The organism is Pseudomonas sp. GL-B-26 (assembly GCF_019947405.1).
Taxonomy (GTDB): Bacteria; Pseudomonadota; Gammaproteobacteria; order Pseudomonadales; family Pseudomonadaceae; genus Aquipseudomonas.
The window spans coordinates 1-22702 of record NZ_JAGYGJ010000010.1 but is presented as its reverse complement, the minus strand read 5'-3'; the positions used below and the strand labels follow the sequence as shown (position 1 = coordinate 22702).

21 protein-coding genes, 1 tRNA gene and 1 pseudogene are annotated in these 22702 nt (G+C 57.9%); 13 read left to right on the top strand and 10 right to left on the bottom strand.

Annotation, left to right across the window (positions count from 1 at the left end):
* Positions 1–82 precede the first annotated feature (82 nt).
* Positions 83–811, top strand: a complete 729-nt coding sequence (locus KGB23_RS08795) for an amidotransferase (protein WP_223430706.1) — start codon at positions 83–85, stop codon at positions 809–811.
* Between the two features lie 109 nt (positions 812–920).
* Here KGB23_RS08795 and KGB23_RS08790 read toward each other — a convergent pair whose 3' ends face one another.
* From KGB23_RS08790 to KGB23_RS08780, 3 genes are all read right to left on the bottom strand, one after another.
* Positions 921–1892 carry a magnesium and cobalt transport protein CorA gene (locus tag KGB23_RS08790; protein ID WP_223430705.1) on the bottom strand — a complete coding sequence of 324 codons (972 nt, stop codon included), beginning with the start codon at positions 1890–1892 and terminating at the stop codon, positions 921–923.
* A gap of 162 nt (positions 1893–2054) precedes the next feature.
* A complete protein-coding gene (locus KGB23_RS08785) occupies positions 2055–2777 on the bottom strand; it encodes a 1-acylglycerol-3-phosphate O-acyltransferase (RefSeq protein ID WP_056744165.1) in 723 nt (240 codons plus the stop codon).
* A gap of 213 nt (positions 2778–2990) precedes the next feature.
* Positions 2991–3680 carry a crotonase/enoyl-CoA hydratase family protein gene (locus KGB23_RS08780; protein WP_223430704.1) on the bottom strand — a complete coding sequence of 230 codons (690 nt, stop codon included), beginning with the start codon at positions 3678–3680 and terminating at the stop codon, positions 2991–2993.
* A gap of 64 nt (positions 3681–3744) precedes the next feature.
* Between KGB23_RS08780 and KGB23_RS08775 the strand changes: the two genes are divergently transcribed.
* The 9 genes and pseudogenes from KGB23_RS08775 (at position 3745) to KGB23_RS08730 (ending at position 8207) form a co-directional block, all read left to right on the top strand.
* Positions 3745–3894 carry a hypothetical protein gene (locus tag KGB23_RS08775; protein WP_185049171.1) on the top strand — a complete coding sequence of 50 codons (150 nt, stop codon included), beginning with the start codon at positions 3745–3747 and terminating at the stop codon, positions 3892–3894.
* A gap of 93 nt (positions 3895–3987) precedes the next feature.
* Positions 3988–4077, top strand: a tRNA-Ser gene (locus KGB23_RS08770).
* A gap of 328 nt (positions 4078–4405) precedes the next feature.
* Entirely contained in the window at positions 4406–4600 is a 195-nt protein-coding gene (locus tag KGB23_RS08765) for a hypothetical protein (RefSeq protein ID WP_082555884.1), read from the top strand.
* 41 nt (positions 4601–4641) lie between these two features.
* A pseudogene (locus KGB23_RS08760) lies at positions 4642–5566 on the top strand (hypothetical protein).
* 34 nt (positions 5567–5600) lie between these two features.
* Positions 5601–5921 carry a YbjQ family protein gene (locus KGB23_RS08755; protein ID WP_095130296.1) on the top strand — a complete coding sequence of 107 codons (321 nt, stop codon included), beginning with the start codon at positions 5601–5603 and terminating at the stop codon, positions 5919–5921.
* A 665-nt stretch (positions 5922–6586) separates the two neighbouring features.
* The gene (locus tag KGB23_RS08745) at positions 6587–6958 is read left to right on the top strand and encodes a bacteriocin (protein WP_095130298.1); all 372 of its coding nucleotides are present in this window, start codon (positions 6587–6589) and stop codon (positions 6956–6958) included.
* A 183-nt stretch (positions 6959–7141) separates the two neighbouring features.
* Positions 7142–7570, top strand: a complete 429-nt coding sequence (locus tag KGB23_RS08740; protein ID WP_223430701.1) for a glycine zipper domain-containing protein — start codon at positions 7142–7144, stop codon at positions 7568–7570.
* A 127-nt stretch (positions 7571–7697) separates the two neighbouring features.
* Positions 7698–7886 carry a hypothetical protein gene (locus KGB23_RS08735; RefSeq protein WP_046047922.1) on the top strand — a complete coding sequence of 63 codons (189 nt, stop codon included), beginning with the start codon at positions 7698–7700 and terminating at the stop codon, positions 7884–7886.
* A gap of 108 nt (positions 7887–7994) precedes the next feature.
* The gene (locus tag KGB23_RS08730) at positions 7995–8207 is read left to right on the top strand and encodes a hypothetical protein (protein WP_223430700.1); all 213 of its coding nucleotides are present in this window, start codon (positions 7995–7997) and stop codon (positions 8205–8207) included.
* 533 nt (positions 8208–8740) lie between these two features.
* Here KGB23_RS08730 and KGB23_RS08720 read toward each other — a convergent pair.
* Positions 8741–9058, bottom strand: a complete 318-nt coding sequence (locus tag KGB23_RS08720) for a hypothetical protein (RefSeq protein WP_223430697.1) — start codon at positions 9056–9058, stop codon at positions 8741–8743.
* Between the two features lies 1 nt (position 9059).
* Entirely contained in the window at positions 9060–13856 is a 4797-nt protein-coding gene (locus KGB23_RS08715) for an RHS repeat-associated core domain-containing protein (RefSeq protein WP_223430696.1), read from the bottom strand.
* A gap of 263 nt (positions 13857–14119) precedes the next feature.
* On the opposite strand from KGB23_RS08715, the gene KGB23_RS08710 reads away from it, so the two are divergent.
* Complete coding sequence (locus tag KGB23_RS08710; protein ID WP_046047919.1) at positions 14120–14815, top strand: HAD-IA family hydrolase; 696 nt, start codon at positions 14120–14122, stop codon at positions 14813–14815.
* A 70-nt stretch (positions 14816–14885) separates the two neighbouring features.
* On the opposite strand, the gene KGB23_RS08705 is transcribed toward KGB23_RS08710, so the two are convergent.
* Complete coding sequence (locus tag KGB23_RS08705) at positions 14886–15632, bottom strand: 3-oxoacyl-ACP reductase family protein (protein ID WP_150655255.1); 747 nt, start codon at positions 15630–15632, stop codon at positions 14886–14888.
* A gap of 125 nt (positions 15633–15757) precedes the next feature.
* Between KGB23_RS08705 and KGB23_RS08700 the strand changes: the two genes are divergently transcribed.
* Complete coding sequence (locus tag KGB23_RS08700; RefSeq protein ID WP_223430695.1) at positions 15758–16681, top strand: LysR family transcriptional regulator; 924 nt, start codon at positions 15758–15760, stop codon at positions 16679–16681.
* Between the two features lie 118 nt (positions 16682–16799).
* Here the strand turns inward: KGB23_RS08700 and KGB23_RS08695 are convergent, their stop codons facing one another.
* From KGB23_RS08695 to KGB23_RS08685, 3 genes are all read right to left on the bottom strand, one after another.
* Entirely contained in the window at positions 16800–17528 is a 729-nt protein-coding gene (locus tag KGB23_RS08695) for an aspartate/glutamate racemase family protein (protein WP_223430694.1), read from the bottom strand.
* A 56-nt stretch (positions 17529–17584) separates the two neighbouring features.
* Positions 17585–19126: an NCS1 family nucleobase:cation symporter-1 gene (locus KGB23_RS08690; RefSeq protein ID WP_223430693.1), complete on the bottom strand. Its 1542-nt coding sequence runs from the start codon at positions 19124–19126 to the stop codon at positions 17585–17587.
* Positions 19127–19579: 453 nt separating this feature from the next.
* Complete coding sequence (locus KGB23_RS08685; RefSeq protein ID WP_008027340.1) at positions 19580–20320, bottom strand: phosphoadenylyl-sulfate reductase; 741 nt, start codon at positions 20318–20320, stop codon at positions 19580–19582.
* Between the two features lie 173 nt (positions 20321–20493).
* On the opposite strand from KGB23_RS08685, the gene thrH reads away from it, so the two are divergent.
* Complete coding sequence (gene thrH / locus KGB23_RS08680; protein WP_056744191.1) at positions 20494–21111, top strand: bifunctional phosphoserine phosphatase/homoserine phosphotransferase ThrH; 618 nt, start codon at positions 20494–20496, stop codon at positions 21109–21111.
* A 146-nt stretch (positions 21112–21257) separates the two neighbouring features.
* Here thrH and pabB read toward each other — a convergent pair whose 3' ends face one another.
* The gene (pabB, locus tag KGB23_RS08675; RefSeq protein ID WP_223430691.1) at positions 21258–22595 is read right to left on the bottom strand and encodes an aminodeoxychorismate synthase component I; all 1338 of its coding nucleotides are present in this window, start codon (positions 22593–22595) and stop codon (positions 21258–21260) included.
* Between the last annotated feature and the right edge of the window lie 107 nt (positions 22596–22702).

Below are 22702 nucleotides of genomic sequence, written 5' to 3'. Positions count from 1 at the left end.
CATTCCGGGGCTTGCCTTGCCACTGTGTTTCAAGGCAGGCTCAGGGGTGTGCATTATTCCCATCAAGTGTCAGGTATTTTTTATGTCGTTACGCATCTGCATTCTGGAAACCGACATCCTGCGTCCGGAACTGGTCGATCAATATCAGGGTTACGGGCAGATGTTCCAGCGTCTGTTTTCGCAGCAACCCATCGCTGCCGAGTTCACCGTGTACAACGTGATGCAGGGCGAATATCCCAGCAATGAGCTGACGTTCGATGCCTATCTGGTCACCGGCAGCAAGGCCGATTCTTTCGGCGCCGACCCGTGGATTGAAACCCTCAGGGCTTACCTGCTGACCCGCTACGAGCGCGGCGACAAACTGCTGGGCGTGTGCTTCGGCCATCAACTGTTGGCGCTGCTGCTGGGTGGTAAGAGTGAACGCGCGACCCAAGGCTGGGGCGTCGGCACCCACAACTACAAACTCGCCGCCAAGGCGCCGTGGATGAGCCCGGTGAGGGAGGAGCTGACCTTGTTGATCAGCCATCAGGACCAGGTCACCGCGCTCCCGGAAAACGCCACGGTCATTGCTTCCAGCGATTTCTGCCCGTTCGCTGCGTACCACATCAACGATCAGGTGCTGTGCTTCCAGGGGCATCCGGAATTCATTCACGATTACTCGCGCGCGCTGTTGGATATTCGTCAGGAAGCGCTGGGCGAGCAGATTTATTCGAAAGGTATGGCGAGCCTTGAGCACGAGCATCACGGCACTACCGTTGCGGAGTGGATGATGCGGTTTGTGGCGCACAAGCCAGAAGCCGGGGCGGTTTAAAAGATAAAAGCTTCGCGAGCAAGCCCGCTCCCACAGTGGATCTCTGGTGTTGCAGAGATCATTGTGGGAGCGGGCTTGCTCGCGAATGTCACAGGCTCCTCGGTAATGGCTACAACCACCCCGACTTCTTGAAACTCGCCCACAAACCCACGCAACCCACTGCAATAAACCCCAACACCCCGAAATACCCGTAATGCCAACTCAACTCCGGCATGTTCTGGAAGTTCATCCCGTAAATCCCCGCCACCGCCGTCGGGAACGCCAGAATCGCCGCCCACGCCGCAAATTTGCGCTGCACCACGCTTTGGCGTGACGCCTCCAGCAACACCCCAACCTCAATGGTCTGGCTGGCAATGTCCGCCAGGGTCGTCAAGTCTTCCATCTGCCGCGTGACGTGGATCTGCACATCGCGAAAGTAAGGCCGCATGTTCTTGTCGATAAACGGGAAGCTCAGCTTCTGCAATTCCTCACCGATCTCCACCATCGGCGCCGCAAACCGGCGCAAGCGCAATACATCGCGGCGCAGGCTGTGGAGTTTTTGAATGTCGCGCTCGTTCAGGGAGCTACACATGACATTGCGTTCCAGTTCATCGATCTCAGCGTGGATCGCCTCGCCCACGGGCTGGTAGTTTTCGATCACGAAGTCGAGGATGGCATAGAGTACGAAATCTTCCCCGTGCTCCAGCAACAGCGGACGCGCCTCACAGCGCTGTCGGACATGGGCGTAGGACGCCGAGTGACCATTGCGTGCGGTAATGATGTAACCGTTGCCGGCAAAGATATGCGTCTCGATGAACTGCAGTTTGCCTTCATGCCGGATCGGCGAATACGTGACGATGAACAGCGCGTCGCCGAAGGTTTCCAGTTTCGGTCGACTGTGTTTTTCCAGGGCGTCTTCGATGGCCAGTTCGTGCAGGTTGAACTGACGTTGCAGATTGAACAGCTCTTGGGCGTTTGGCTCTTCAAGGCCGATCCAGACAAAGTGGCCAGGCTTTGCCGCCCAGGCAGCGCCTTCGTCGAGGGTGATATTGGTGACTTTCTTACCGGCGCTATAAACCGCAGCAGCAACAACTCTACCCATGATAGTGATTCACTTCTTATTGGCAGCTTTCTATTAGCAAAGATGGCAGTGGCAGGCAGTCTCCAGCTTAGCCCTGTCTGCTGCTTGAGAGTCAGTGAAATCTGCGGAGTTCGTAGGCAAAAGCTCGCAGACAAAAGAAAACCCGCACAAGGCGGGTTTCTTTTACGCGGCTTGCAGTTGCCGATCCATCGAAGCGATGCACTCGCGCATCTGCTCGCGGCACTGGGCAATCAGCAGCGGCATGTCATCCAGGCTCAATCCAGCTGTAGGAATCGCCGGTAACGAGCGGATCAGAATCTTCCCACTGCGCCAACGGTTCAATCGCATGTGTTTAACGTAACTGCTGACACACACCGGAACAATCGGCACTCCGGCGGCAATGGCCATTTGAAAGGCGCCTTTCTTGAACGGCAGCAACTCTTCGCCCAGGTTGCGTGTGCCTTCCGGGAAGACCCAGATCGACGTGTCTTCATTCTGCAGCGTGTGGGTAGTGGTCAGCATCGACTGACGCGCTTTCTGCGCATTGCCGCGATCGATCAGCACATTGCCCGCCAGCCAGAACAACTGACCAAACAGCGGTACCCATTTCAGACTCTTCTTGCCAATACACACGGTGCGGCGGGGCACCACGTTGCCGAACACAAACAGATCGTAGTTGGACTGGTGATTGGCAATGATCACACAGCTGTCGGGTTTATCCATCAGAGGTCCGACGTCGGCCTTCACCCGCAGACGCAAAATGCACATCGCCGGCCATGCATAAAGACGCGCGCACAAACGGCTGTTATCCGGATTGAAAGGTCGGCACAGACCGAGAATCACCCCGAGCACACCAGCCAGAATAAAGTGCAGGCCCATCAATAACATACGAAACACAAACAGCATTTACAGGCCCACCGGGACAAAAGGTGGCGCAGTGTACGGATGTGCACTGTTTTCGGCAATTGCCGCTATAGAGGTGGGAGATAGGCGATGTTTGAGCGCATGTTTCCGACTTATGGGTCAGACGCGATCTAGAGCGGTTGTAGGCTTTTCAACGGAGCGCGTAAGAAAAAGCCCGACACGATGGTCGGGCTTTTCGGTGCGGCACGTTTGGGTTTAACCCAAAACCTCCTGATCCTGGATGATCGCGTTGTCCAGCGTCTCCAGCAGTGCTTTGCGTACTTTGAGCTTGGTGTGCTTGTGAGCGGTCATGTTGATCTTCTTCAACTGACGAGCCGCTGCCAGCGCCGCGCCTTGCAGCTCTTCCGCCGACACCACCAGGTCGAAGAAACCGGCATCCACGGCGCTCTGCGGATTAAACATCTCAGCGTTGATCACAGAGCGATGGAATGCCGACTTGCGCAGACGATCACGGGCCAGCTCGATACCGGCGTGGTGCATGGTCATGCCGATCTGCACTTCGTTCAAACCAATGGTGAACGGGCCGTCGACACCAATGCGGTAATCCACCGACAACAGCAGGAACGCGCCCTTGGCCACCGCATGCCCAGGGCATGCCACGATCACCGGGAACGGGTGCGCCAACAGACGACGGGCCAGGGTTGAACCGGCAGTCACCAGCGCCACGGCTTCTTTAGGACCGGAGGTCATCACCTTCAAGTCATAACCGCCCGACAGCATCCCGGGCGTACCGGTAATGATCACCACCGCACGATCAGTCACCGCCCGATCCAGCGCGGCGTTAAACGCAGCAATCACGTCTGGAGAGATGGCATTGACCTTGCCATTGCTCAAGGTCAGGGTCGCGATACCGTCTTCGAGATGGTAAGAAATCAACTCACTCATGACGCTATTCCTTTCAATAAAGTAGGGCAGACGTTACCCACCGCCGCAGGTCAGGTAAAGCGCTGTGACTGACCGCCCAGTCACCCTTTCCCCGCCCGGCAAGCGTCGCCCGCCACGCCAGCCGCGCATTCCCCTCTATATAGAGGAGGGCGCGAAGCCGGAGATTGGCGGGTTTGCCATGGACTGGAACCTGCTCGAACGACTAAAACGCTAAGCGCATGAAAATTCTGCAAAAAAAGTTTGCCATCGGAAAAGCTTTCGACTACATTAGCGCGCCTCGACAGACAGAACTTGTTTGAAGAGATACGGTGAAGTGTCCGAGTGGCTTAAGGAGCACGCCTGGAAAGTGTGTATACAAGAAATTGTATCGAGAGTTCGAATCTCTCCTTCACCGCCAAATTCGATGTAACCAAAACCCCTGATTTCGAGAGAAGTCAGGGGTTTTGTGGTTTCTGGCGTCTGGATTTTGTGGATGGCAATGTTATTGACCCACGCTCATCGGCGAAGGCGCTTCCGAAATTCATGTAGGACGGGTGATAGGCATGTGGGAAGTAATGCTGGAAAGCCAGGTAGCTGGGTGCTTTCATAGGTTTCGGCACCTGACTCGAGCCGTTTCGTGAGGGGTATTCGCTATGCGCCTTAAGGGGGCAAAATGAATCAACGGCAAGGCACGTGACGCGGCCTATTATCTGGAAGGACGAACGCACGTTATGCAGGAATTCACCATGAAACAGGCCGAACTGGAAAAGGTTCACGTGGAGATCGTCAAGCTGATGGCTGAGCAGCGCAAGCTGAACGCCGAGGCCGGGAAGATGACCCGTGAGACTTTTTGGTATCCGGTGGCTGTAGCGACTGGGTTGATTGGCACGGTGGCCACTGTCACCGCAACTGTCACCGCAGTGTTGGTCAAGCTGCTCTAACCTGTTGGACTGCCCTAAGCCCCTCGAATGGAATCGACACTATGTCTCACCCTCGCGCCGCTTCCCGCGCCATAGCTATTTCCCTCACCGCCGTGTTGATGAGTACCGTCTCCTTATTCGCCACCGCATCTACAACCAAGACTTTCCCCGACGCCATAGCCAGCGACCCCGCAAAACTAGGCTGGATGGTCGGCTCGCCACCACCTGCAGATCGCACCGTACGTTTCGAAGATGGCAGCTATTTCCAGTTCCCGGCGATGCGCTGGAGTGTCTCGAACTTCCGTCAACTGATGCCTACGATCAACGTTTCACGGGGGCTCGGTGCACCGCTTCCATTGGTATCTGCACTGCGCAAAGACATCGATGCGATCAGCTTCGTCCCGCTGGGCGCGAAGGCTCCGATGACCTGGGATCAATCTCTCGCGGCCACCTACACCGACGGGATTGTGGTGATGCATCGCGGGAAAGTTGTCTACGAGCGTTACTTTGGCGTGCTGAAGCCTGTCGGAGCGGATCTGGAGCCGTTTGGGTACTGAGCAGGACGCCTATTTCACGGTGGACTCCATTGGCACCCCATTTGCCGGCGGCGGCTTGAACACCGGCTTGCGTGACCTGGCACGATTTGGCGAGATGTTGCGTAATGACGGCCAGTTCAACGGTCAGCAAATCGTGCCCAAAGCAGTGGTCGACGACATACGTCGCGGCGGTGACAAGCAGGCATTCGCCCAGGCGGGTTACGATTTGTTGAAGGGTTGGAGCTACCGTTCAATGTGGTGGGTGACCAAAAAAGAGGGCGGCGCCTTCATGGCGCGCGGGGTTCATGGGCAGCGCATTTATGTCGATCCGAAAGCCGAGATGGTGATTGTTCGCTACGCCTCCCACCCGGTCGCCAGTAACTCGGCTAATGATCCGGTCACCTTGCCGGCGTTTGATGCGTTGGCTCAACATCTGTCCAGGTTGCCTTGAGTAATTATCCCCGGGCTATGAAGAAGGAAATTTAATGATCACCACCACAACCCACACCATCGAAGGCCGACAAATCACCGCCTATCTGGACATCGTCAGTGCCGAGTCGGTGCAGGGTGTCAACGTGATCCGCGATATGTTCGCCGGGATGCGGGATTTTTTCGGTGGGCGCTCTCAGACATTGGAGCGGGCGTTGAAGGAAGCACGGATTCAGGCAACCGACGAGTTGAAGGAACGGGCGCGGGCACTTCAGGCTGATGCGGTGGTGGGGCTTGATTATGAGATCAGCATGCCGGCCGGGAAGGGCGGAATGGTAGTGGTGTTCGTGACCGGGACGGCGGTCAAGTTGAGGTGATTGAGTCGCGAGGCCGTTCGTCGGGGACGCAATAATCCGAACTACAAGTCCAGTAATGACTGGCTAGTCTCAAAAGCGTTGAAGGTCGACATTTTTCAGGCAAATAGGGCTTGCCGGTGTCGACCCTTTTTTGAGAGGGGAAAGGTATGGCTGATTCGTATATCGAAGACGACGGGTCTGAGTTTCCGATCAATAATTGCGTGCAGTGTGGTCAAGCGGAGTATATGGCGGGCTTTGGTGAAAACCGGACCCGGGTCGCCAAATTGAAATCCAAGGTGCCCCGATCCGAAAAGGCGAATTTCTTGCCCAAGAGGATGCCGTCTTCCAGGAAGTAACCGTCAAACGGACAGCCCCCGCCATTGAGCGGGGTTTTCATTTTCACAAGGTCGGTTGTTGGGATTTGGACTACAGATACATAACTCGCTGTCGGTGTTTTTTTTCACAAACTTTTCACACCTACCTACGTAGGCTCAACTCATCCGTTAGAAAGCAGTACCTGGCCCGTTCCCCAGCGGGCTTTTTTTTGCCTGTCATAAAACCTTTTCTAAAAACGCTGTCCAACCGTCGCCTATTGCGAGGTTGTGCCCGTGCGTGTCTGGACTTTGTCTCCTCTAAAGCATTCAATCTCGCCCCTTTCGGTTACCCCTTTTTTTGAGGTTTTTGTCATGCGTTTAACTCTGCCTGCTCTGGTTCTGGGGCTTTTGGTTGCTCAAGGTGCAATGGCTGCGGGTGACGGCACTGCCGCCATCGGTGGTGGTTTGGGTGGCGCGCTGGGTAATGTGATCGGCCAGAGCATGGGCGGCAGCACCGGTGCAGCGATTGGTGCTGGTGTCGCGGGCGCGGCCGGCAGTGCTGTTGGAGCACGCAAAGGCAGCCGCACTAAAGCCGCCATTGGTGGTGGTGTTGGTGCGGCCGGCGGTTCGATAATCGGCAACAGCCTGGGCGGCAAGACCGGTTCCACCATTGGCGCAGGCTTGGGCGGTGCATTGGGCGGCGGCGTAGGCAGCAACCTGGCCAAAGGGCACAAGCGTCACTGATCCTGATTGATCAGCTCAAAAAGCCCGGCTTGATGCCGGGCTTTTTGTATCTGGATATTTCTTCTTCGCGCTCTTCTAATTTACAGCTGTCCAACGATCAGGGTTGGCGTGATGAAAAAGCTAGACTCACGCCATCCGTAACGAGTTCTCTTACCCCCGATACGGAATTTAGAGGTTCATATCATGCGTTTGACATTGTCCACGTTGGTTCTGGGACTTTTGGTCGCTCAAGGTGCAATGGCAGCCGGTGACGGCACCGCTGCAGTTGGCGGTGGTATTGGCGGTGCACTAGGTGACGTGGTCGGCCGGCAAATGGGCGGCAGCACGGGTGCCGCGATTGGCGCCGGTGTAGGCGGCGCGGCGGGTAGCGCGGTTGGCGCGAACAAAGGCAGTCGCACAGAAGCGGCTATTGGTGGTGGCCTGGGGTCGGCCGGTGGCTCGGTGATCGGCAATAGCGTCGGTGGTTCGACCGGTTCGACCATTGGCGCAGGCCTGGGCGGCGCGGCGGGTGGGGCGGTAGGCAACAACTTGGGTAACGATAACGACAGTTCGCACTCCGGTAGCGGCTACAAGCATAAGCATAAAAACAAGCACAAGAACAAACATCACTGATTCGACATTGAGCTACAGCAGAAACCCGGCCAAGCGCCGGGTTTTTCATTTCTGGACCAAGACTCTGGAACGTTTGGTCGTGGGCCGCCTCGAACTTCATACACCCTGGAACGTTGTGAGGCATGCCATGACTCCTGAAACCGAAGGCAAGGAAGAAAAAGGCCCTAGCGGGCTTCCGTTTATTAACGATCCGGGAAACGAAGACCCAGGCTCGTTGATGGATGATGCAACAGTGCCGCTCAATGATTCCGATGATGCGGGCGATGTCGGAAATATCGAGTTCGAAGACGAAGAAGAGGATGAGGACGAAGATTGACCCTGCTTTGCGACGGACTCGACCGATCGTCTCTCTGATCGAACGCAATGCATGGCGCAATCCTCGAAACTTCAGGGCCTGCTTTTCAGGCCCCAAGAGAGGTGCCTTATGAACGCTGATCCGAAAGACTCCGACATCGACGATACCCCCGAATATCCGCTGCCTTCACCGACCGATCCCCTGAGTCGTGATCAACGTCCGCCTGATGACGACACGGCTGTAGAGCAATTACCGTCTGATGAAGTGAAGCGCGGGGATGTGGAAGCTCTACCTGACGACCCGGACATTGCCGGTGAAGACGGCTCAAACGAACCGAGCTGAACATACACTGTGGCTCAGCGCCGCTCGTCGATTGTGCGGCATCTTTGAAAAGCGATGGCTGCCAGAAATCAGGTACGCACCTTTTAAAGGAGATACACCATGATCAGGTCAAAATTGACGGCCCTGACGATGATCGGCGTGTTGTCGGCCGGCTCAATGTCGGCGTTTGCCCAGTCCTCCGGCAATGATGCACCTGTGGATAAGGGCGGGATGCCGCCGTACTCCGAAATGAATGCGGGCTCCGCGGACGAGAAGGCGTTGCCGCCTGGCGCTATTAAGGGTGGGAATGGTGGTGATGCAAATGGAAGTAGCACCAGCCCGGAGAAGGGAAGCGGGGCGATGAGCGGTGGAGGTTCGAGTGGGAGCGGTTCTGGGAGTGGGTCTGGAGAGTCCGGTAGTTCTGGGAATTCCGGGAGGAGTGGGAGTGGAGCGGGGGGAACGGGTGGTGGAGCTAGTGGCACAGGCGGTTAAAATCCAAATATTTCGGATAGAGTCGAGCCCGGCATTGAGCTGGGCTTTGTAACTTCAAGAGATCAAGGACATTTCTCGGCCACGTAGCCACTTGCAACTATAGTCAAAATTACGTTGTTATCTCTGGCAGCAGCGAAGCAATAACTCGTACCGATTTCCGATGCATCCAATGCTCTTACTTCCTCAGATAACGATGTGACATCTTCCTCATACATCTCTGACACCTCGCAACCGACGGCGCCAACTGCCTTGAATGCTAAGACATTCTGAAAAGTAACCATCCAAAGCTGTTCCTGCCAATCTAGAAACTCAACAAACAAGTTTTCATGCTCACACGTGATGCTTTCGATGGTGCCGTCTGAAACCGGAAATACAGTCATTTTAAGTACCTGGATGCTTTTCACCGACGAGAAAGCCGGTTCCATGGCCAAGCTGATAATTCTGTGGCTTGACCTTTATGATGGCCTTTTTCCTCTCCGCTTGTTTCCAGCTCAAATGGCTAGGCTTGAGCTCAATATGATAATGCTCACCGTGGTGCCTTTCGTTAAATGGACCTGCATCTCCAGGGTGGCTTTCGAATCTGATGCTTGTATCAGCGTTCGGTTGCCACTCCATCCTTTTACTTCCATGTTTGGTTTGCGAAATTTTAGGTTCTACACCGAGAACTTTTGTCAGTTCATTCGGGTCGCTTGGAAATTGGGTATAAGCGGTCGGTAGTTGAGCCTCACCCTCATCAACCTTCGCCGTCCCCGCCGGATCCTCATCCCCAAACGCCGGCCGCTTACACCCATCCCCACCCGGACACTCACTCAACCCCAGCGGATCAACCCACCCTGTCGGGTTCCGCGTGTACTGATACCCGTTTAACCCACCCGCCAACTTGCTCGGATCCGGCGTCAAATATCGTCCAACATCCGGATTGTAGTAGCGATGCCGGTTGTAATGCAGACCCGTTTCCGCATCGAAATACTGCCCCTGAAACCTCAACGGCTGATCCAGTACCTGATGGGTGTCGCGGTTGAGGCGAGTCAGGCGGCCATAGGCTGTGTATCGGGCGGCCCAGATGATATCGCCGCTGTAGTCGGTGAGTTCTTGCGGTGTGCCGAGGTGGTCGAGTTGGTAGTAGAACGGGCAGGCCTTGTGCGGCCCTTTGCCATCGAGCATGGCCAGCGGGCGGAAGCTGCCCGGTTCGTAGAGGTAGCTGCGGTAGTGCTCGCAGCTACTTTCGGCGACGAGGTGGTCGCCCTGCCAGAAGAACTCGGTGGTTTTGCCGTCGACGGTTTTGCTGATGCGGCGGCCGAAGGCGTCGTAGCGGTAGGTCGCCTGGCTGCCGTTGGGCAGGGTGGCGCCGATCAGCCGATGTTGGCAGTCGTAGCGGTACTCGGTGACCAGTTTTTGCCCGGTGCCGCGGAGTTCGCGGATGAGGTTGCCAAAGGCGTCGTAGTCGTAATGGCGGTCGCCTTGCATCAGCAGGCGATTGCCTTTGACGGTGGTCGGGCCAGGACGATCCTGCATCAGCAGGTTGCCCGCCGGGTCGTGGGCGAAGCTTTCCGGTTGTTGATCGCGGGAATGTCGGACGCGGATCAGGCGGTCGAGTGGATCGTATTGGTAGCTGCGTTGGCCGTGTCGGGTGTCGGCAATGTAGTCGAGGTTGCCCTTGGCGCTGTAGGCATAGTCGCGGCGATACAGCGGTTGGAGGTGTTGGCTGACAGCGTGGGCTTTCAGACGGCCTTGGTCGTCATACTGATAATCGCTGAGCAACAGGCCTTGTTGGCGGTTTAGTTCGCGACCGGCGAAGAAAGTATGTGACGTCAATCGCGCGCCGTTGAGGTCGATGGCCGTCAGCGCGCCACCCTTGGCGTGGTGGTAATCGAGTTTGCTGCCGTCCGGCAGGCGCAGGCGATTCAGCTGACCGCAGGTGTCGTAGCCATAACGCAAGGTGCCCCAGCCCTGATGTTCGGTGATGAGGCGATCCTGTTGGTCGTACTCAAACTCCAGCGGATGGTCGTGGCCGTCGTCGACGCTGACCAGTCGGCCGAGGCTGTCGTAGCAGTATTCAACCTTGATGCCATCGGGCAAGGTTTTGACCTGCAACCTTCCCGCCGAATCCCGCTGATAAGCCGTCACCGGCTGCGAGCCGTCCTCACCGAACTCGGTTTTCTCCAACAGCTGGCCGTTGAGGTCGTAGGCGTACGCCGTGCGTTGGCCGTCGAATCCGGTTTCCTGTCGGATCAGGCCATTCGGCGTGTAGTCCAGCTGATATTTTTCACCGGATTCGTTTTCTATCTCTGTGAGTAACAGCTGGGCATTGTCGTAGCGGTACTTCAGCTGGGTGCCGTCGGCATTGATGCGGCGGCTGACCAGGTGCAAGTCGTCGATGTATTCATAGCGGGTGACGCGGCCCAGTTCATCGCGTTCGGCGGTGATTTTTCCGTAGGCGTTGTAGCTGAACGTGCGATTGGCACCGGTAGGCAAAGTCGCCTGGATCAGTCGTCCAACGGCATCCCATTGATACTGGGTAACGGCACCGTGTTCGTCCTGGCGGGTAATCTGCTGCCCCAACGCATCGTAGGAAAACCGCCGCACACCACCATCCGGCAAGGTCTCTTCAAGCAGTTGCCCCAAAGCGTTCCAGACGAACACATGCCGACTGTTGTCCGGGTAGCGGATCGACAGCAGCTGCCCTCGTTCGTCGTAGTGATAGTGGCTGACATGGCCGTCAGGGTCGGTCGCTTCGGTGATGTCGCCTTGCGCATTGCGCTGATATTTCCACACGGCTTTGCCGCGAAACCGCGCGTGCAGGAAACCGTTGCGATACTCGTAGGTCGTCGGCTCGTCTTCCGGCGGAATCAGCGCGATAAGCCGTCCGACCTCGTCGTAACGGTATTCGGTGACGGCGCCGAGCGGATCCTGCTCGGCAAGCAGCCGGCCTTGATCGTCATAGGCCTTGAGGTGTTCGCCGCCGTCCAGCTCGACCTTGCGCACCAGTCGCGCCCGGTCGTCGTGCTCGTAAATCTCTTCGCTACCGTCGGCGTTTTTAACCAGCACACGGCCGTTGTCGTCCCAGACGTAACGCGTGTCCATCTGCGAAAAAGTCGCCCAATGCCGCACGCACCGGGCCGCTTTGCCGGCACGCTCCCACTCCCAGTAGAAACTCGCCCCACCGGCCAACTGCCGCTGCAGAATCACGTGCTGATCGTCGTAGTCGTAGCGTTCGCTTTCGCCGGCGGCATTGGTCGCTTCGATCAAGCGATGACGAGCGTCATAGCGGTAGGCAACCAGTGTTTGCTCGGTACGCCAGGCGTCTTCCAAAGTGTCGGCCGGCTGAAAACGCTGATACTCGACGGCGACGATGTGCCGGCGCTCATAGCGCAGTAGAAGGGAACGCCCTACGCCGTTATCGAGGCGTTTGATCCTGTCAGAAGTGTCCCGCTGCACAGTCAGCCGATTGCCGTAGGCATCGCTGATAGCCGTCAGACGTCCTGCACGAAAGTGGAAAAACCGCGCTTTTTCGCCAGCCAGGGCGAGGATCAGTTCTTCCGGCTCGTCACCTAGATAAATCGCCGCCCGCGACAGGCTGTTGTGAATCGTCGGGCGCTCGATATTCGGTAGCGGAAACGTGGTGCGACGGTTTTCGTGGTCGATCCAGATGACGGTGTCGCCATCGATTTCCAGGTGATGGGCGAGGCTGTGACTCCAGCCGAATCCAAGCCCGCAATCGATCTCCACCGCACTGGTACGATAGAGCCGGGTGAAGTCGAACGGCAAAATCCCGTCCAGTGAACCATCGGTCAGCGTGAGCAGTTCCTCGCCCGTGACCATCGATACCGGACAGCCATTGGTACAGGTCAACGGTCCGCAATCGGCGCTGTCACCGTTGGGGTTTCGCGCTTGATCCGGAGCATCGTCGCGATGTTCCAGCCTGCCAATCCTGGTCATGGCTTCAGACTTGTCGCGAGCAATGGCCACCGGATTCTTCACCAACAAAACCGGCGCAACACCTGCGCTGATTTGCAACGGCACGGCGGGCGCAGGTTTGATCGGTGCATTCCGGGCATTGACCATCAGCGGTTTGAGCGCGCCAGCGTGGGCTGTCAGGTCGGACCTGGCGGTGAGCTCAGCCAATCGCAAACTGGCGGCCGCCAGCCATTGCCGGGTCTGCGGGGACTTGATCCCGGACAGCACCTTCTCACTCAGGCGCAACTCCAGTCCCGCAGGACCGGTGAGGCACATGAGCAGGAAACTGATCAATATCTCCGTACGAATTTCCGCCACGACCTCGGCGATGTACTGCGGCGGCAGCATCCTCAACCAACTGGTGAACGCCGCGAGATGAATGAACATCAACGGTTCGTCGCTCAGCATCAGCAACACCTTGGCGATGGACTCCGCCGAGGCGTTCAGCAGCGTTTCAAGCTCGGATTGGGTCAGGTATTCGAGGAGTTTTTCGCTGTTGGCCTGCAGGTCCGCGATCAGGGCGTAAATCTGTTTCACGTCATCCCACAAACCGTTCAGCGAGTTCTCGAAGCCGCGCCAATCGGCCTGTTGCAGCATGCCGTAGCGCTTGATGAAATTCGCTTGGGAGAACCCGGCCCACGCGGGTTCGAACTCGGTCGTCCACTCGTTGCGCAACCAGCCTTCCAACTCGCCGATGACGCCCTGATAGGAGGCGTAAAGTGCTTTGACGTGATCAGCGGATACATCGGGAAAGAAGGTGATGCGATAACCCTGGCCGCGCTGGCAATCGGGGATTTCCAGGATGCCGCTGGGGCCGATCTCGTTGTAGATCGGCTCGCCAAACGTCTGCTCACCCGCCACCTCGGAAAGCAAAGGTTCAAGCATCACCGGCGTATTGCCAATCGGCACGAAACGCGCTGCCTCAAACATATGCACCAGGGTCAACGGACCGCTGTCCGGGCACGCGGCGACTGTCGAACTGACAGATGTGGTGGAATGCATCGGCGCGCTTAGACGGACTTCATTGCCGACCTTGAATACTTGCTCGACATCCAGGGCCTTGCCGGTCCAGAAACTTTCAGCCCAGACATCGTAGTCATTGAGGCACAGCCGAAAGTCATCGAGCAGCGCTTCGACATCCGGCTGCTCAGGGTCCATGGCGGCGACCACCAGCAGCCCGATGGTATTGTTCAAGGCCAGGAGGTTGTCAGGTATGAACATTCGCAGTCCCTCGCGCGGATCAATTCAGAGCGCGAGACTTTGCGGGGGATCGGCGGGGAAAGAAGTCGGGAAAGTAAGTGTTTGGTGTAGGGGAAATCGCTAAATGACGAAGAGCACTTCGGCGCAGGTTTTAGTACCGATCAGGCATTGCCCGTTGCCCTATGCCCGCCGCGCTCGCTATGCTGCTGAATCCTTTAATCGATCGCGGACCCGGCCGTACCTGAGCCGCCTCTGGGATGTCATTAGAAAACGGATCAGATGCGATGAATGCACCGCTGAATCAATTCGGCCCGATCAAGGCCGTGATTTTCGATATGGACGGCTTGTTGCTGGACACCGAGGGCATTTACACCGAGGTCACGTCCATGATTGCCGCGCGTTACGGTCGGGTCTTCGACTGGAGCGTCAAACAGAACATCATCGGCCGTGGCGCGGGTGATCTGGCGCGTTATGTGGTCGAGGCGCTGGACCTGCCGATCACCGCCGAAGAGTTCCTGGTGATCCGCGAACCGCTGATGCGCGAGCGTTTTCCTACAGCGCTGGCGATGCCTGGCGCACAGGAGCTGGTTCGGCATCTGAAGGCCAACAACATTCCGATCGCGGTGGGCACCAGCTCTTCGCGTCAGTCGTTCGGCCAGAAAACTACCTTGCATCGCGACTGGTTTGCGCTGTTCGATTTCATCGTGACGGCTGACGATCCGGAAGTCGGCGCGGCCAAACCGGCGCCAGACATCTTCCTCACGGCGGCGCGGCGCCTGGGTGTCGCGCCTGAAGATTGCCTGGTGTTCGAGGATTCACCGTTTGGTGTCACGGCGGCGAAAGCGGCGGGAATGACCGCGATTGCGATCCCGGATGCGGCGATGGCTGACGAAAAATACGCACACGCCGATGGCATTCTTCGTACGCTGAAAGCGTTCAAGCCGAGTGCTTGCGGTTTGCCAGCGCTCGAATGGGCTTAAAGCTGCGTAGATGAAAACGCCGGCAACCTGGTCAGGGTTGCCGGCGTTTTTTTATGCGTGATTCAGAACATCAGGCGCCGAAACCACCGTCGATGGTCAGGCTGGCACCGGTGATGTAGCCGGCTTCAGGACCGACGAGGTAGGCGACGAAGCTGGCGATTTCTTCCGCTTTGCCGTAACGACCCACCGCCATCAACGGGATCAGGCTTTCGGCGAAGTCGCCACTGGCCGGGTTCATGTCAGTGTCGACCGGGCCCGGTTGCACGTTGTTGATGGTGATACCGCGCGGGCCGAGGTCGCGCGCCAGGCCTTTGGTCAGGCCGACCAGCGCCGATTTGCTCATGGCGTACGGGCCACCACCGGCGAAGGGCATGCGGTCGGCGTTGGTGCTGCCGATGTTGATGATGCGACCGCCTTCGGTCATGTGTTTGGCAGCGGCCTGGGTGGCGATGAATACGCTGCGCACGTTGATCGCGAGGGTCTGGTCGAAGTCTTCGAGTTTGAAGTCTTCCAGCGGTGCAACGGCCAGCACGCCTGCGTTGTTGACCAGAATGTCCAGTCGACCAAAGGCTTTTACGGTGGCGCTCACGGCGTTGCGGATGGCCTCGGCGTCGGCGCTGTCAGCCTTGATCGCGAGGGCTTTGCCGCCGTTACCGGTGATGCTGTTTTGCAATTCTTCGGCTTTGGCCGTGGAGCTGACGTAGGTGAAGGCGACTGCCGCGCCTTCAGCAGCCAGGCGTTTGACAATGGCGGCGCCGATACCGCGGGATCCGCCTTGAATCAAAGCCACTTTGCCGCTGAGGTTCTGAGTAGTCATATCGATCTCCAAAGTCCCGAGGCGAGATGCCTCGGTTGATGGAGCCTAGTATCGATTCAGGATTACCGGCTGAGTAGACGGTAATTGCGATAGTCTGTGTAAACCAAAAGTTTATAGTGGCGCCTATGGAAACCTTCAGCAGTATCGAATGCTTCGTGCGCAGTGCCGAGGTCGGCAGCTTCGCCGAAGCCGCGCGCCGCCTGAGTCTGACCCCGGCGGCGGTGGGCAAGAGTGTTGCCAAACTTGAGGCACGGCTGGGTGTGCGGCTGTTTCAGCGCAGCACTCGCAGCCTGACGCTCACTGAAGCGGGTCATCGTTTTCTCGGCGAAGTGAGTTCCAGTCTTCACACGATCCAGAATGCCGTGGCCAATCTGGCCAGCGCCGAAGGGCTACCCGCGGGGACGTTGAAGGTCAGCATGGGTACCGTGTTCGGGCGTTTGTACATCGTGCCGTTGCTCGGGGAGTTTCTGCGGCGCTTTCCGGCGATCAACCCGGACTGGCATTTCGATAATCGTCAGGTCGATCTGATCGCTCAGGGGTTCGATGCGGCGATTGGTGGAGGATTCGAGCTGCCGCAGGGGGTGGTGGCACGCAAGCTGACGCCGGCCCATCGGGTGTTGGTCGCGTCAGCCGACTACCTTGCAGGGCGTGAGGTAATTGCCGAGCCCGATGATCTGAAGCATCACGATGGCATCCTGATTCGATCGCCGCAGACCGGTCGTGTGCGCTCCTGGCAATTGACCAGTCGCACCCAGCAACACAGCCCGCTGATGCTCAAGGCGCGGATGACCATGAGTGATTCGGAGGCAGCCTGCGCCACGGCCGCCCAAGGGTTGGGCATTGCCCTGGTGAGCATGCCGTTTGCCGTGGGCTATCTGGAGGCTGGGACCTTGCAGCGGGTGCTGCCGGACTGGTATGTCGACGATGGCAACATTTCGATCTATTACGCGGAGCACAAACTGCTGCCCGGCAAGACCCGGGCGTTTGTGGATTTCGTCATTGAGCAGTTTGCGGTGCAGGGGTTGGGACAGCGGTTTAGTGCTCTTTGAGCCTGGCTCAAGACCGAGGCGTGGCCATCGCGAGCAAGCTCGGCTCCCACATTGGATCTGCGGCGTTCACAAATCCCCTGTGGGAGCCGAGCTTGCTCGCGATGAACGATAACGCGGTCTACTGCCCGAAACGCCCCGACCAGCCAATAATTTTCTTCGGCCGCGGTGTCGCATAAGTCCGCACCTTGGACGTCGACAAGCCCAACCGCACCAACGACTCGGCAATCGTCACCGCCGCCGTCACACCATCCACCACCGGCACCCCGGTGCGCCGGCGTATCTGTTCATCCAGCCCGGCCATACCGCCGCACCCCAGGCAAATCACCTCGGCCTTATCTTCAAGCACAGCCAATTCCGCCTGACGAATAATGGCCTCCAGCGCACGCTCAGGATCGGATTCCAGTTCCAGTACCGCCAAACCACTGGCCCGTACGGACGCGCAACGGTCCCAGAGTCCGGACAGTTTGAGGCGATCCTCGATCAGTGGCACGGTGCGGTCCAGCGTGGTGACCACCGAGTAGGTATGGCCGAGGAACATGGCGGTGCTGGCCGCCGCATCGGTGATGTCCACCACCGGCACGTTGAGCAACTCCTGCAAACCCTCGCGGCCGTGTTCGCCGTAACCGGCCTGGATCACGGCGTCGAAGGGTTGGTCGTAAGCCATCACCCGATCCATCACCGCGATGGCGGCCAGGTAGCTTTCGAAATTGCCTTCGATGGAGTCAGCACCGAAGTAGGGCGTCAGGCCGATGATTTCCGTGCCCGGCGCGGCCACGGACTGAGCCGAACGCGCGATGGCCTGGGTGATGGATTCGGTGGTGTTGACGTTGACCACGAGAATTCGCATGGAAAGTCCTTATAACGGGTGGTTCTGCGGCCCGACGGTGCCGGGCCGCCAAGGGATTAGTGGCTGACGTTATCGACGGCGATGGCTTCACCGCTGACGTCTGCGTAATGGGGCTGCCGTTTGGCGATGATCAGGTAGAGCGTCCCGGCAATCCCGGCACCGATCAGCCAGGAGAAGGGCGATACGCTGTCGAAGCCCGGTACCAGCGCCAGGACGATGGCGATCAGCGCGGCAGGAATGAACGCCGCGACAGCGCGTAAATTGACTCCGCGGCTGTAGTAATAAGCGCCGTTAGGGTCTTCGCTGTACAACTGCGGCACGTTGACCTGACCTTTTCGTACGAGCCAGTAGTCGACCATGATCACGCCGTACAACGGGCCGAGCAGGGCGCCGAGGCCTGACAGGAAATACACGATCACCAACGGGCTGTTGTAGAGGTTCCACGGCAGGATCAGCACCGCGATGGTCGCGCTGATCAACCCGGCGCGGCGGAATGTCAGGTATTTGGGCGCCAGGTTGCTCAGCACGAAGGCCGGGGCGACGAAGTTGGCCATGATGTTCACCGCCACGGTGACGATCAGGAAGGCCAGGCAGCCGAGCACCAGAAAGAAGGTGTTGGGAATCGAGGCAATGATCTCGGTCGGGCTTTCGATGATCCGGCCGTTGATCTGAAATTGCGCGCCGCAGAGCAGGACGGTGATGCTGGCGAACACCAGAATATTCACCGGCAGGCCCCAGAAATTGCCGACCTTGATGGTCTTGCGGCACGGCGAAGAACGGGCGAAGTCGCAGAAGTTGAGGATCAGCGTGCCGTAGATCGACAGCCACAACGCACCACCGGCAAAGATGTTGCGCCACATCTCACCGCCAGTCAGCGGTTCGCGGATCGACCAGGCGATGGTCGCATTGGCCTGAAAGTACATCCACCCGGCGAGGGCGGCGACGGTCAGCAGAATCACCGGCCCGGCGAACGCTTCGTAACGCCGAACCATTTCCATGCCGTAGGCGAGAATCGCCAATTGCACGAACCAGATCGCCACAAAACACACCCAGCCCAGGCTCGATAAACCGAGGATTGAGTTGTGGTCGTAGTCGGCGAAGCCGGGATGAACCGCTGTCAGCAGTACGCGAAAGACCACCGAGGCTAGGTAGGTCTGAATCCCGAACCAGGCGATGGCGATAACAGCGCGGATCAATGCAGGAATCTGCGCCCCGTGAATGCCGAAACTGATCCGGCTGATGACAGGAAACGGCACACCGGTCTTTTGCCCCATGTAACCGGAGAGGTTCATGAAGCAATACACCAACGCCGCACCGATCCCCAGGGACAGCAGGATTTGCCAGCCGCCCAGTCCGAGGGCATACAGCCCGATGGCGAATGAATAATTGGCGATGTTGTGAACGTCGTTGGTCCACAGGGCGAAGATGCTGTAGCGGCCCCAGCGTCGACCTTCGGCCTTGGTCGGCGCCAGGTCCTTGTTGTGCAGGCGGGGGCTGAGTACGACAGGTTCTTGAAACGTTTGGTCGTGAGGGGTTGAAGTGGGTGGGAAGGAGGGCAGATCCAGCGCGATGTTGTTATTGGAGAGGCTAGTACGCATTCCGGCAGGCTCCGAGCTTGGCGTCGCGATGACTGTGCATGAGCGTTGGCTCGACAAATCTTCGTCGCGGGCAGTCAGCATCATTTGGTTACGGGGCATCTGCAGCCTGTACGGGATAGGGCGCTTCAGGCTTGCGGATCTAAAGTGTGTGTATGTTTTGATGTGATTGTATACAAAACATGTATGCACTTAAGCCAGATCCATGCCAGATGGCGATCTATGAAAATCATCGCTAATTTCGTTTTGTTATTGGCAGTCGATAAGTGACTGAAATAAAGGCGATATAAATTGACTGTTTGAACAGGTATTTATTTTTCAGTGGGATGTGTACGAAAGGTCGACTGAGAAAGTCTGGAAAGGGGCGTGTAACTTTTTGGGGCGCTGAAATGAAAAGTGCACACATAAATGGCACCTATGGTGACATTCGTGTGTACACATTTGTTGAAGCGGTTTTTAAGCTTTGGATTTGCTGATGATGTTGCCAGCGTGCAGCCCGCATTCTTTCTGCGTCGCTTCTTCCCACCACCAGCGACCTTCGCGCTCGTGCTGGTTCGGCAACACCGGGCGGGTGCACGGTTCGCAGCCGATGCTGATGAACCCGCGTTCGTGCAAGCTGTTGTACGGCAGCTCCAGCATGCGGATGTAACCCCAGATCTCTTCACTGGTCATTTGCGCCAGCGGGTTGAATTTGTACAGGGTGCGTTCCGGGGTGGAGAACGCGGTGTCGATTTCCAGCACCGCGACGGCGCTGCGTGTTCCAGGGCTCTGATCCCGACGCTGGCCGGTGGCCCAGGCCGTCACTCCCGAGAGCTTGCGACGCAGCGGCTCGATCTTGCGGATGCCGCAGCATTCGCCATGGCCGTCCTTGTAGAAACTGAACAGGCCCTTTTCCTTCACGAAAGGTTCGAGCTTGGTGTAGTCCGGCGACACCAGTTCGATGTCGATCTTGTAGTGCTCGCGCACCTGATCGATGAAGCGGTAGGTCTCGGGGTGCAAGCGGCCGGTGTCGAGGCTGAACACTTTGACGTTCTTGTTCAGCTTCCAGGCCATGTCTACCAGCACCACGTCTTCGGCGCCGCTGAAAGATATCCACAGGTCATCGCCAAACTCGGCGAACGCGAGTTTCAGGATGTCCTGGGCGGATTTGTTGGCATAGGTCGTGGCGAGTTCCACGACGTCGAACGTTGGGCTCATCAGGGTGGCTTCCTACAGGTCGGTGGCGCTGGGCGCTCTATATGGGTCTGATGGTAACAAAATCCTGCAGCGACTGGCGCGTCCTCTGCGTTGCACCGGTCAGCCTGAGTCGCTAGAGTTCGGCAGTCTTTTGGCTCGCTCGACTCAATAATCAATACAAATGGGAGTGTCTTGTGGAAATTGCCTGTCTGGATCTTGAAGGTGTACTGGTCCCGGAAATCTGGATCGCCTTCGCCGAAAAAACCGGGATCGAGTCCCTGAGGGCTACCACCCGGGATATCCCCGACTACGACGTGCTCATGAAGCAGCGTCTGCGGATTCTCGACGAGCACGGCTTGAAACTCACCGACATCCAGGAAGTGATCGCCACGCTCAAGCCGCTGGATGGCGCCATCGAGTTCGTCAACTGGCTGCGTGAGCGCTTTCAGGTGGTGATTCTGTCGGACACGTTCTACGAGTTCTCCCAGCCGCTGATGCGTCAACTGGGCTTCCCGACGTTGCTCTGCCATCGTCTGATTACTGACGATTCCGGTCGGGTGACGAGCTATCAATTGCGTCAGAAGGATCCCAAGCGCCAGTCGGTTTTGGCCTTCAAGAGCCTTTACTACCGGGTGATCGCGGCGGGGGATTCCTACAACGACACCACGATGCTGGGCGAGGCGGATGCGGGGATTCTGTTCCATGCGCCAGACAATGTGATTCGCGAGTTTCCGCAGTTCCCGGCCGTGCACAGCTTTGAAGAGCTGAAGCAGGAATTCATCAAGGCTTCTAACCGGGCCCTAAGTCTGTAAACCGATACCTGTGGCGAGGGGGCTTGCCCCCGTTCGGCTGCGAAGCAGTCGTAAAACCTTTACACGCGTTCTATCTGAAGAATCGCAGTGTCTGGTTTTGGGGTCGCTTCGCAACCCAACGGGGGCAAGCCCCCTCGCCACAAAAGCTAAAGGTTTTGCAAGGTATCGAGCAGTACTTTTACCTTGGTAATCGATTCCTGATACTCGGCCTGCCACTCTGAATCCGCGACGATCCCGCCACCGCCCCAGCAACACACCTGCCCATCTTTCACCAGCAAACTGCGAATGGCGATGGAGCTGTCCATCTCGCCGCGCACGTCCAGATACAGCAAAGACCCGCAATACAACCCGCGACGCGTCGGCTCCAGCTCGTCGATGATCTGCATCGCACGAATTTTCGGTGCACCGGTAATCGAGCCGCCAGGGAAGCTGCCAGCGATCAGGTCCAGCGCGTCCCGATCATCCGCCAGTTCTCCGGTCACGCTGCTCACCAGGTGATGCACGTTCGGGTAGCTTTCCAGGCTGAACAACTCCGGCACCCGCACCGAACCGATACGGCACGTACGGCCGAGGTCATTGCGCAGCAGGTCGACGATCATCAGGTTTTCCGCGCGGTCCTTGGGGCTGACCAGCAGTTCGGCGGCGTTTGCCGCATCTTCGGCAGCGGTCAGTCCGCGAGGGCGGGTGCCTTTGATCGGGCGGGTTTCCACATGGCGTTCGCTGACTTTGACGAAACGTTCTGGCGACAGGCTCAACACCGCGCCGCCGTCGGGCAGGCTCTGAAAACCGGAAAACGGCGTCGGGCACGCCGCCCGCAGCGCGCAATACGCGGCCCATGGATCGCCCTGGCACTGAGCGCGGAAACGCTGGGCGAAGTTGACCTGGTAACAGTCGCCGGCCTGGATGTACTGCTGAATGCGTTCGAGCGCGTGGCGATATTCGTCAGCGCTCAGGTCGGCCTTCATCGGGGCTTTCAACTTGAAAGACTCGACTGCTTCAGCCGTAGGCTTACTGAATAGCGTGATCAGGCGCTGACGTTCGCTGTCGATCAGCGACGGATGGAAGACCAACTGACTCGTACTCAGTTGGTGATCGCTGATCAGCGCCCAGTCATACAGCCCGAAACGTGCGTCGGGCAATTGCAGATCGTCCTGAGCCTGACTCGGCAGGTTTTCCAGATGCCGGCCGAAGTCGTAGCTCAGATAGCCGATGAGGCCGCCAGCGAAGGGCAAATCGCAAGGAACAGCCGCTTCACCGAGTCGTGTCAGATTGTCGCGAAGGCGTTGCAGGAAATCGCTGCCACTTTCGTCAGGCAATACCGCTATTTGCTCCAGCGGCCAGGCACTGAGCAGGTCATAACGTCCACGCTCGGCACTCGGCCGGCCACTGTCGAGCAGCACGGCACCGGGGGCATGACGAATCGCCGCGAAGTACTCGGCGGGGTTGGCGCAATAGGGAAGCGGGTGTACGGAACAGGTCAACATGGGCGGGGCAGATCAGCCAACGAGGCGGGGGTGGCGATTGTAGTCTCCTCGGGGAATTGCTCCTAGAGGGGATGTCGGGGATTGGCAGGTTGGTGGAGGTTCAGTAT

What these genes read in the sequence shown, in the direction of transcription:
- KGB23_RS08780 (WP_223430704.1), bottom strand. Translation starts at nt 3,680, where the DNA reads ATGAGTGAGTTGATTTCTTACCATCTCGAAGACGGTATCGCGACCCTG.
- KGB23_RS08685 (WP_008027340.1), bottom strand. Translation starts at nt 20,320, where the DNA reads ATGAGCCCAACGTTCGACGTCGTGGAACTCGCCACGACCTATGCCAAC.
- KGB23_RS08740 (WP_223430701.1), top strand. Translation starts at nt 7,142, where the DNA reads ATGCGTTTGACATTGTCCACGTTGGTTCTGGGACTTTTGGTCGCTCAA.
- KGB23_RS08730 (WP_223430700.1), top strand. Translation starts at nt 7,995, where the DNA reads ATGAACGCTGATCCGAAAGACTCCGACATCGACGATACCCCCGAATAT.
- KGB23_RS08785 (WP_056744165.1), bottom strand. Translation starts at nt 2,777, where the DNA reads ATGCTGTTTGTGTTTCGTATGTTATTGATGGGCCTGCACTTTATTCTG.
- KGB23_RS08720 (WP_223430697.1), bottom strand. Translation starts at nt 9,058, where the DNA reads ATGACTGTATTTCCGGTTTCAGACGGCACCATCGAAAGCATCACGTGT.
- KGB23_RS08795 (WP_223430706.1), top strand. Translation starts at nt 83, where the DNA reads ATGTCGTTACGCATCTGCATTCTGGAAACCGACATCCTGCGTCCGGAA.
- KGB23_RS08710 (WP_046047919.1), top strand. Translation starts at nt 14,120, where the DNA reads ATGAATGCACCGCTGAATCAATTCGGCCCGATCAAGGCCGTGATTTTC.
- KGB23_RS08790 (WP_223430705.1), bottom strand. Translation starts at nt 1,892, where the DNA reads ATGGGTAGAGTTGTTGCTGCTGCGGTTTATAGCGCCGGTAAGAAAGTC.
- KGB23_RS08715 (WP_223430696.1), bottom strand. Translation starts at nt 13,856, where the DNA reads ATGTTCATACCTGACAACCTCCTGGCCTTGAACAATACCATCGGGCTG.
- KGB23_RS08690 (WP_223430693.1), bottom strand. Translation starts at nt 19,126, where the DNA reads ATGCGTACTAGCCTCTCCAATAACAACATCGCGCTGGATCTGCCCTCC.
- KGB23_RS08735 (WP_046047922.1), top strand. Translation starts at nt 7,698, where the DNA reads ATGACTCCTGAAACCGAAGGCAAGGAAGAAAAAGGCCCTAGCGGGCTT.
- KGB23_RS08745 (WP_095130298.1), top strand. Translation starts at nt 6,587, where the DNA reads ATGCGTTTAACTCTGCCTGCTCTGGTTCTGGGGCTTTTGGTTGCTCAA.
- pabB (WP_223430691.1), bottom strand. Translation starts at nt 22,595, where the DNA reads ATGTTGACCTGTTCCGTACACCCGCTTCCCTATTGCGCCAACCCCGCC.
- KGB23_RS08755 (WP_095130296.1), top strand. Translation starts at nt 5,601, where the DNA reads ATGATCACCACCACAACCCACACCATCGAAGGCCGACAAATCACCGCC.
- KGB23_RS08700 (WP_223430695.1), top strand. Translation starts at nt 15,758, where the DNA reads ATGGAAACCTTCAGCAGTATCGAATGCTTCGTGCGCAGTGCCGAGGTC.
- KGB23_RS08695 (WP_223430694.1), bottom strand. Translation starts at nt 17,528, where the DNA reads ATGCGAATTCTCGTGGTCAACGTCAACACCACCGAATCCATCACCCAG.
- KGB23_RS08765 (WP_082555884.1), top strand. Translation starts at nt 4,406, where the DNA reads ATGAAACAGGCCGAACTGGAAAAGGTTCACGTGGAGATCGTCAAGCTG.
- KGB23_RS08705 (WP_150655255.1), bottom strand. Translation starts at nt 15,632, where the DNA reads ATGACTACTCAGAACCTCAGCGGCAAAGTGGCTTTGATTCAAGGCGGA.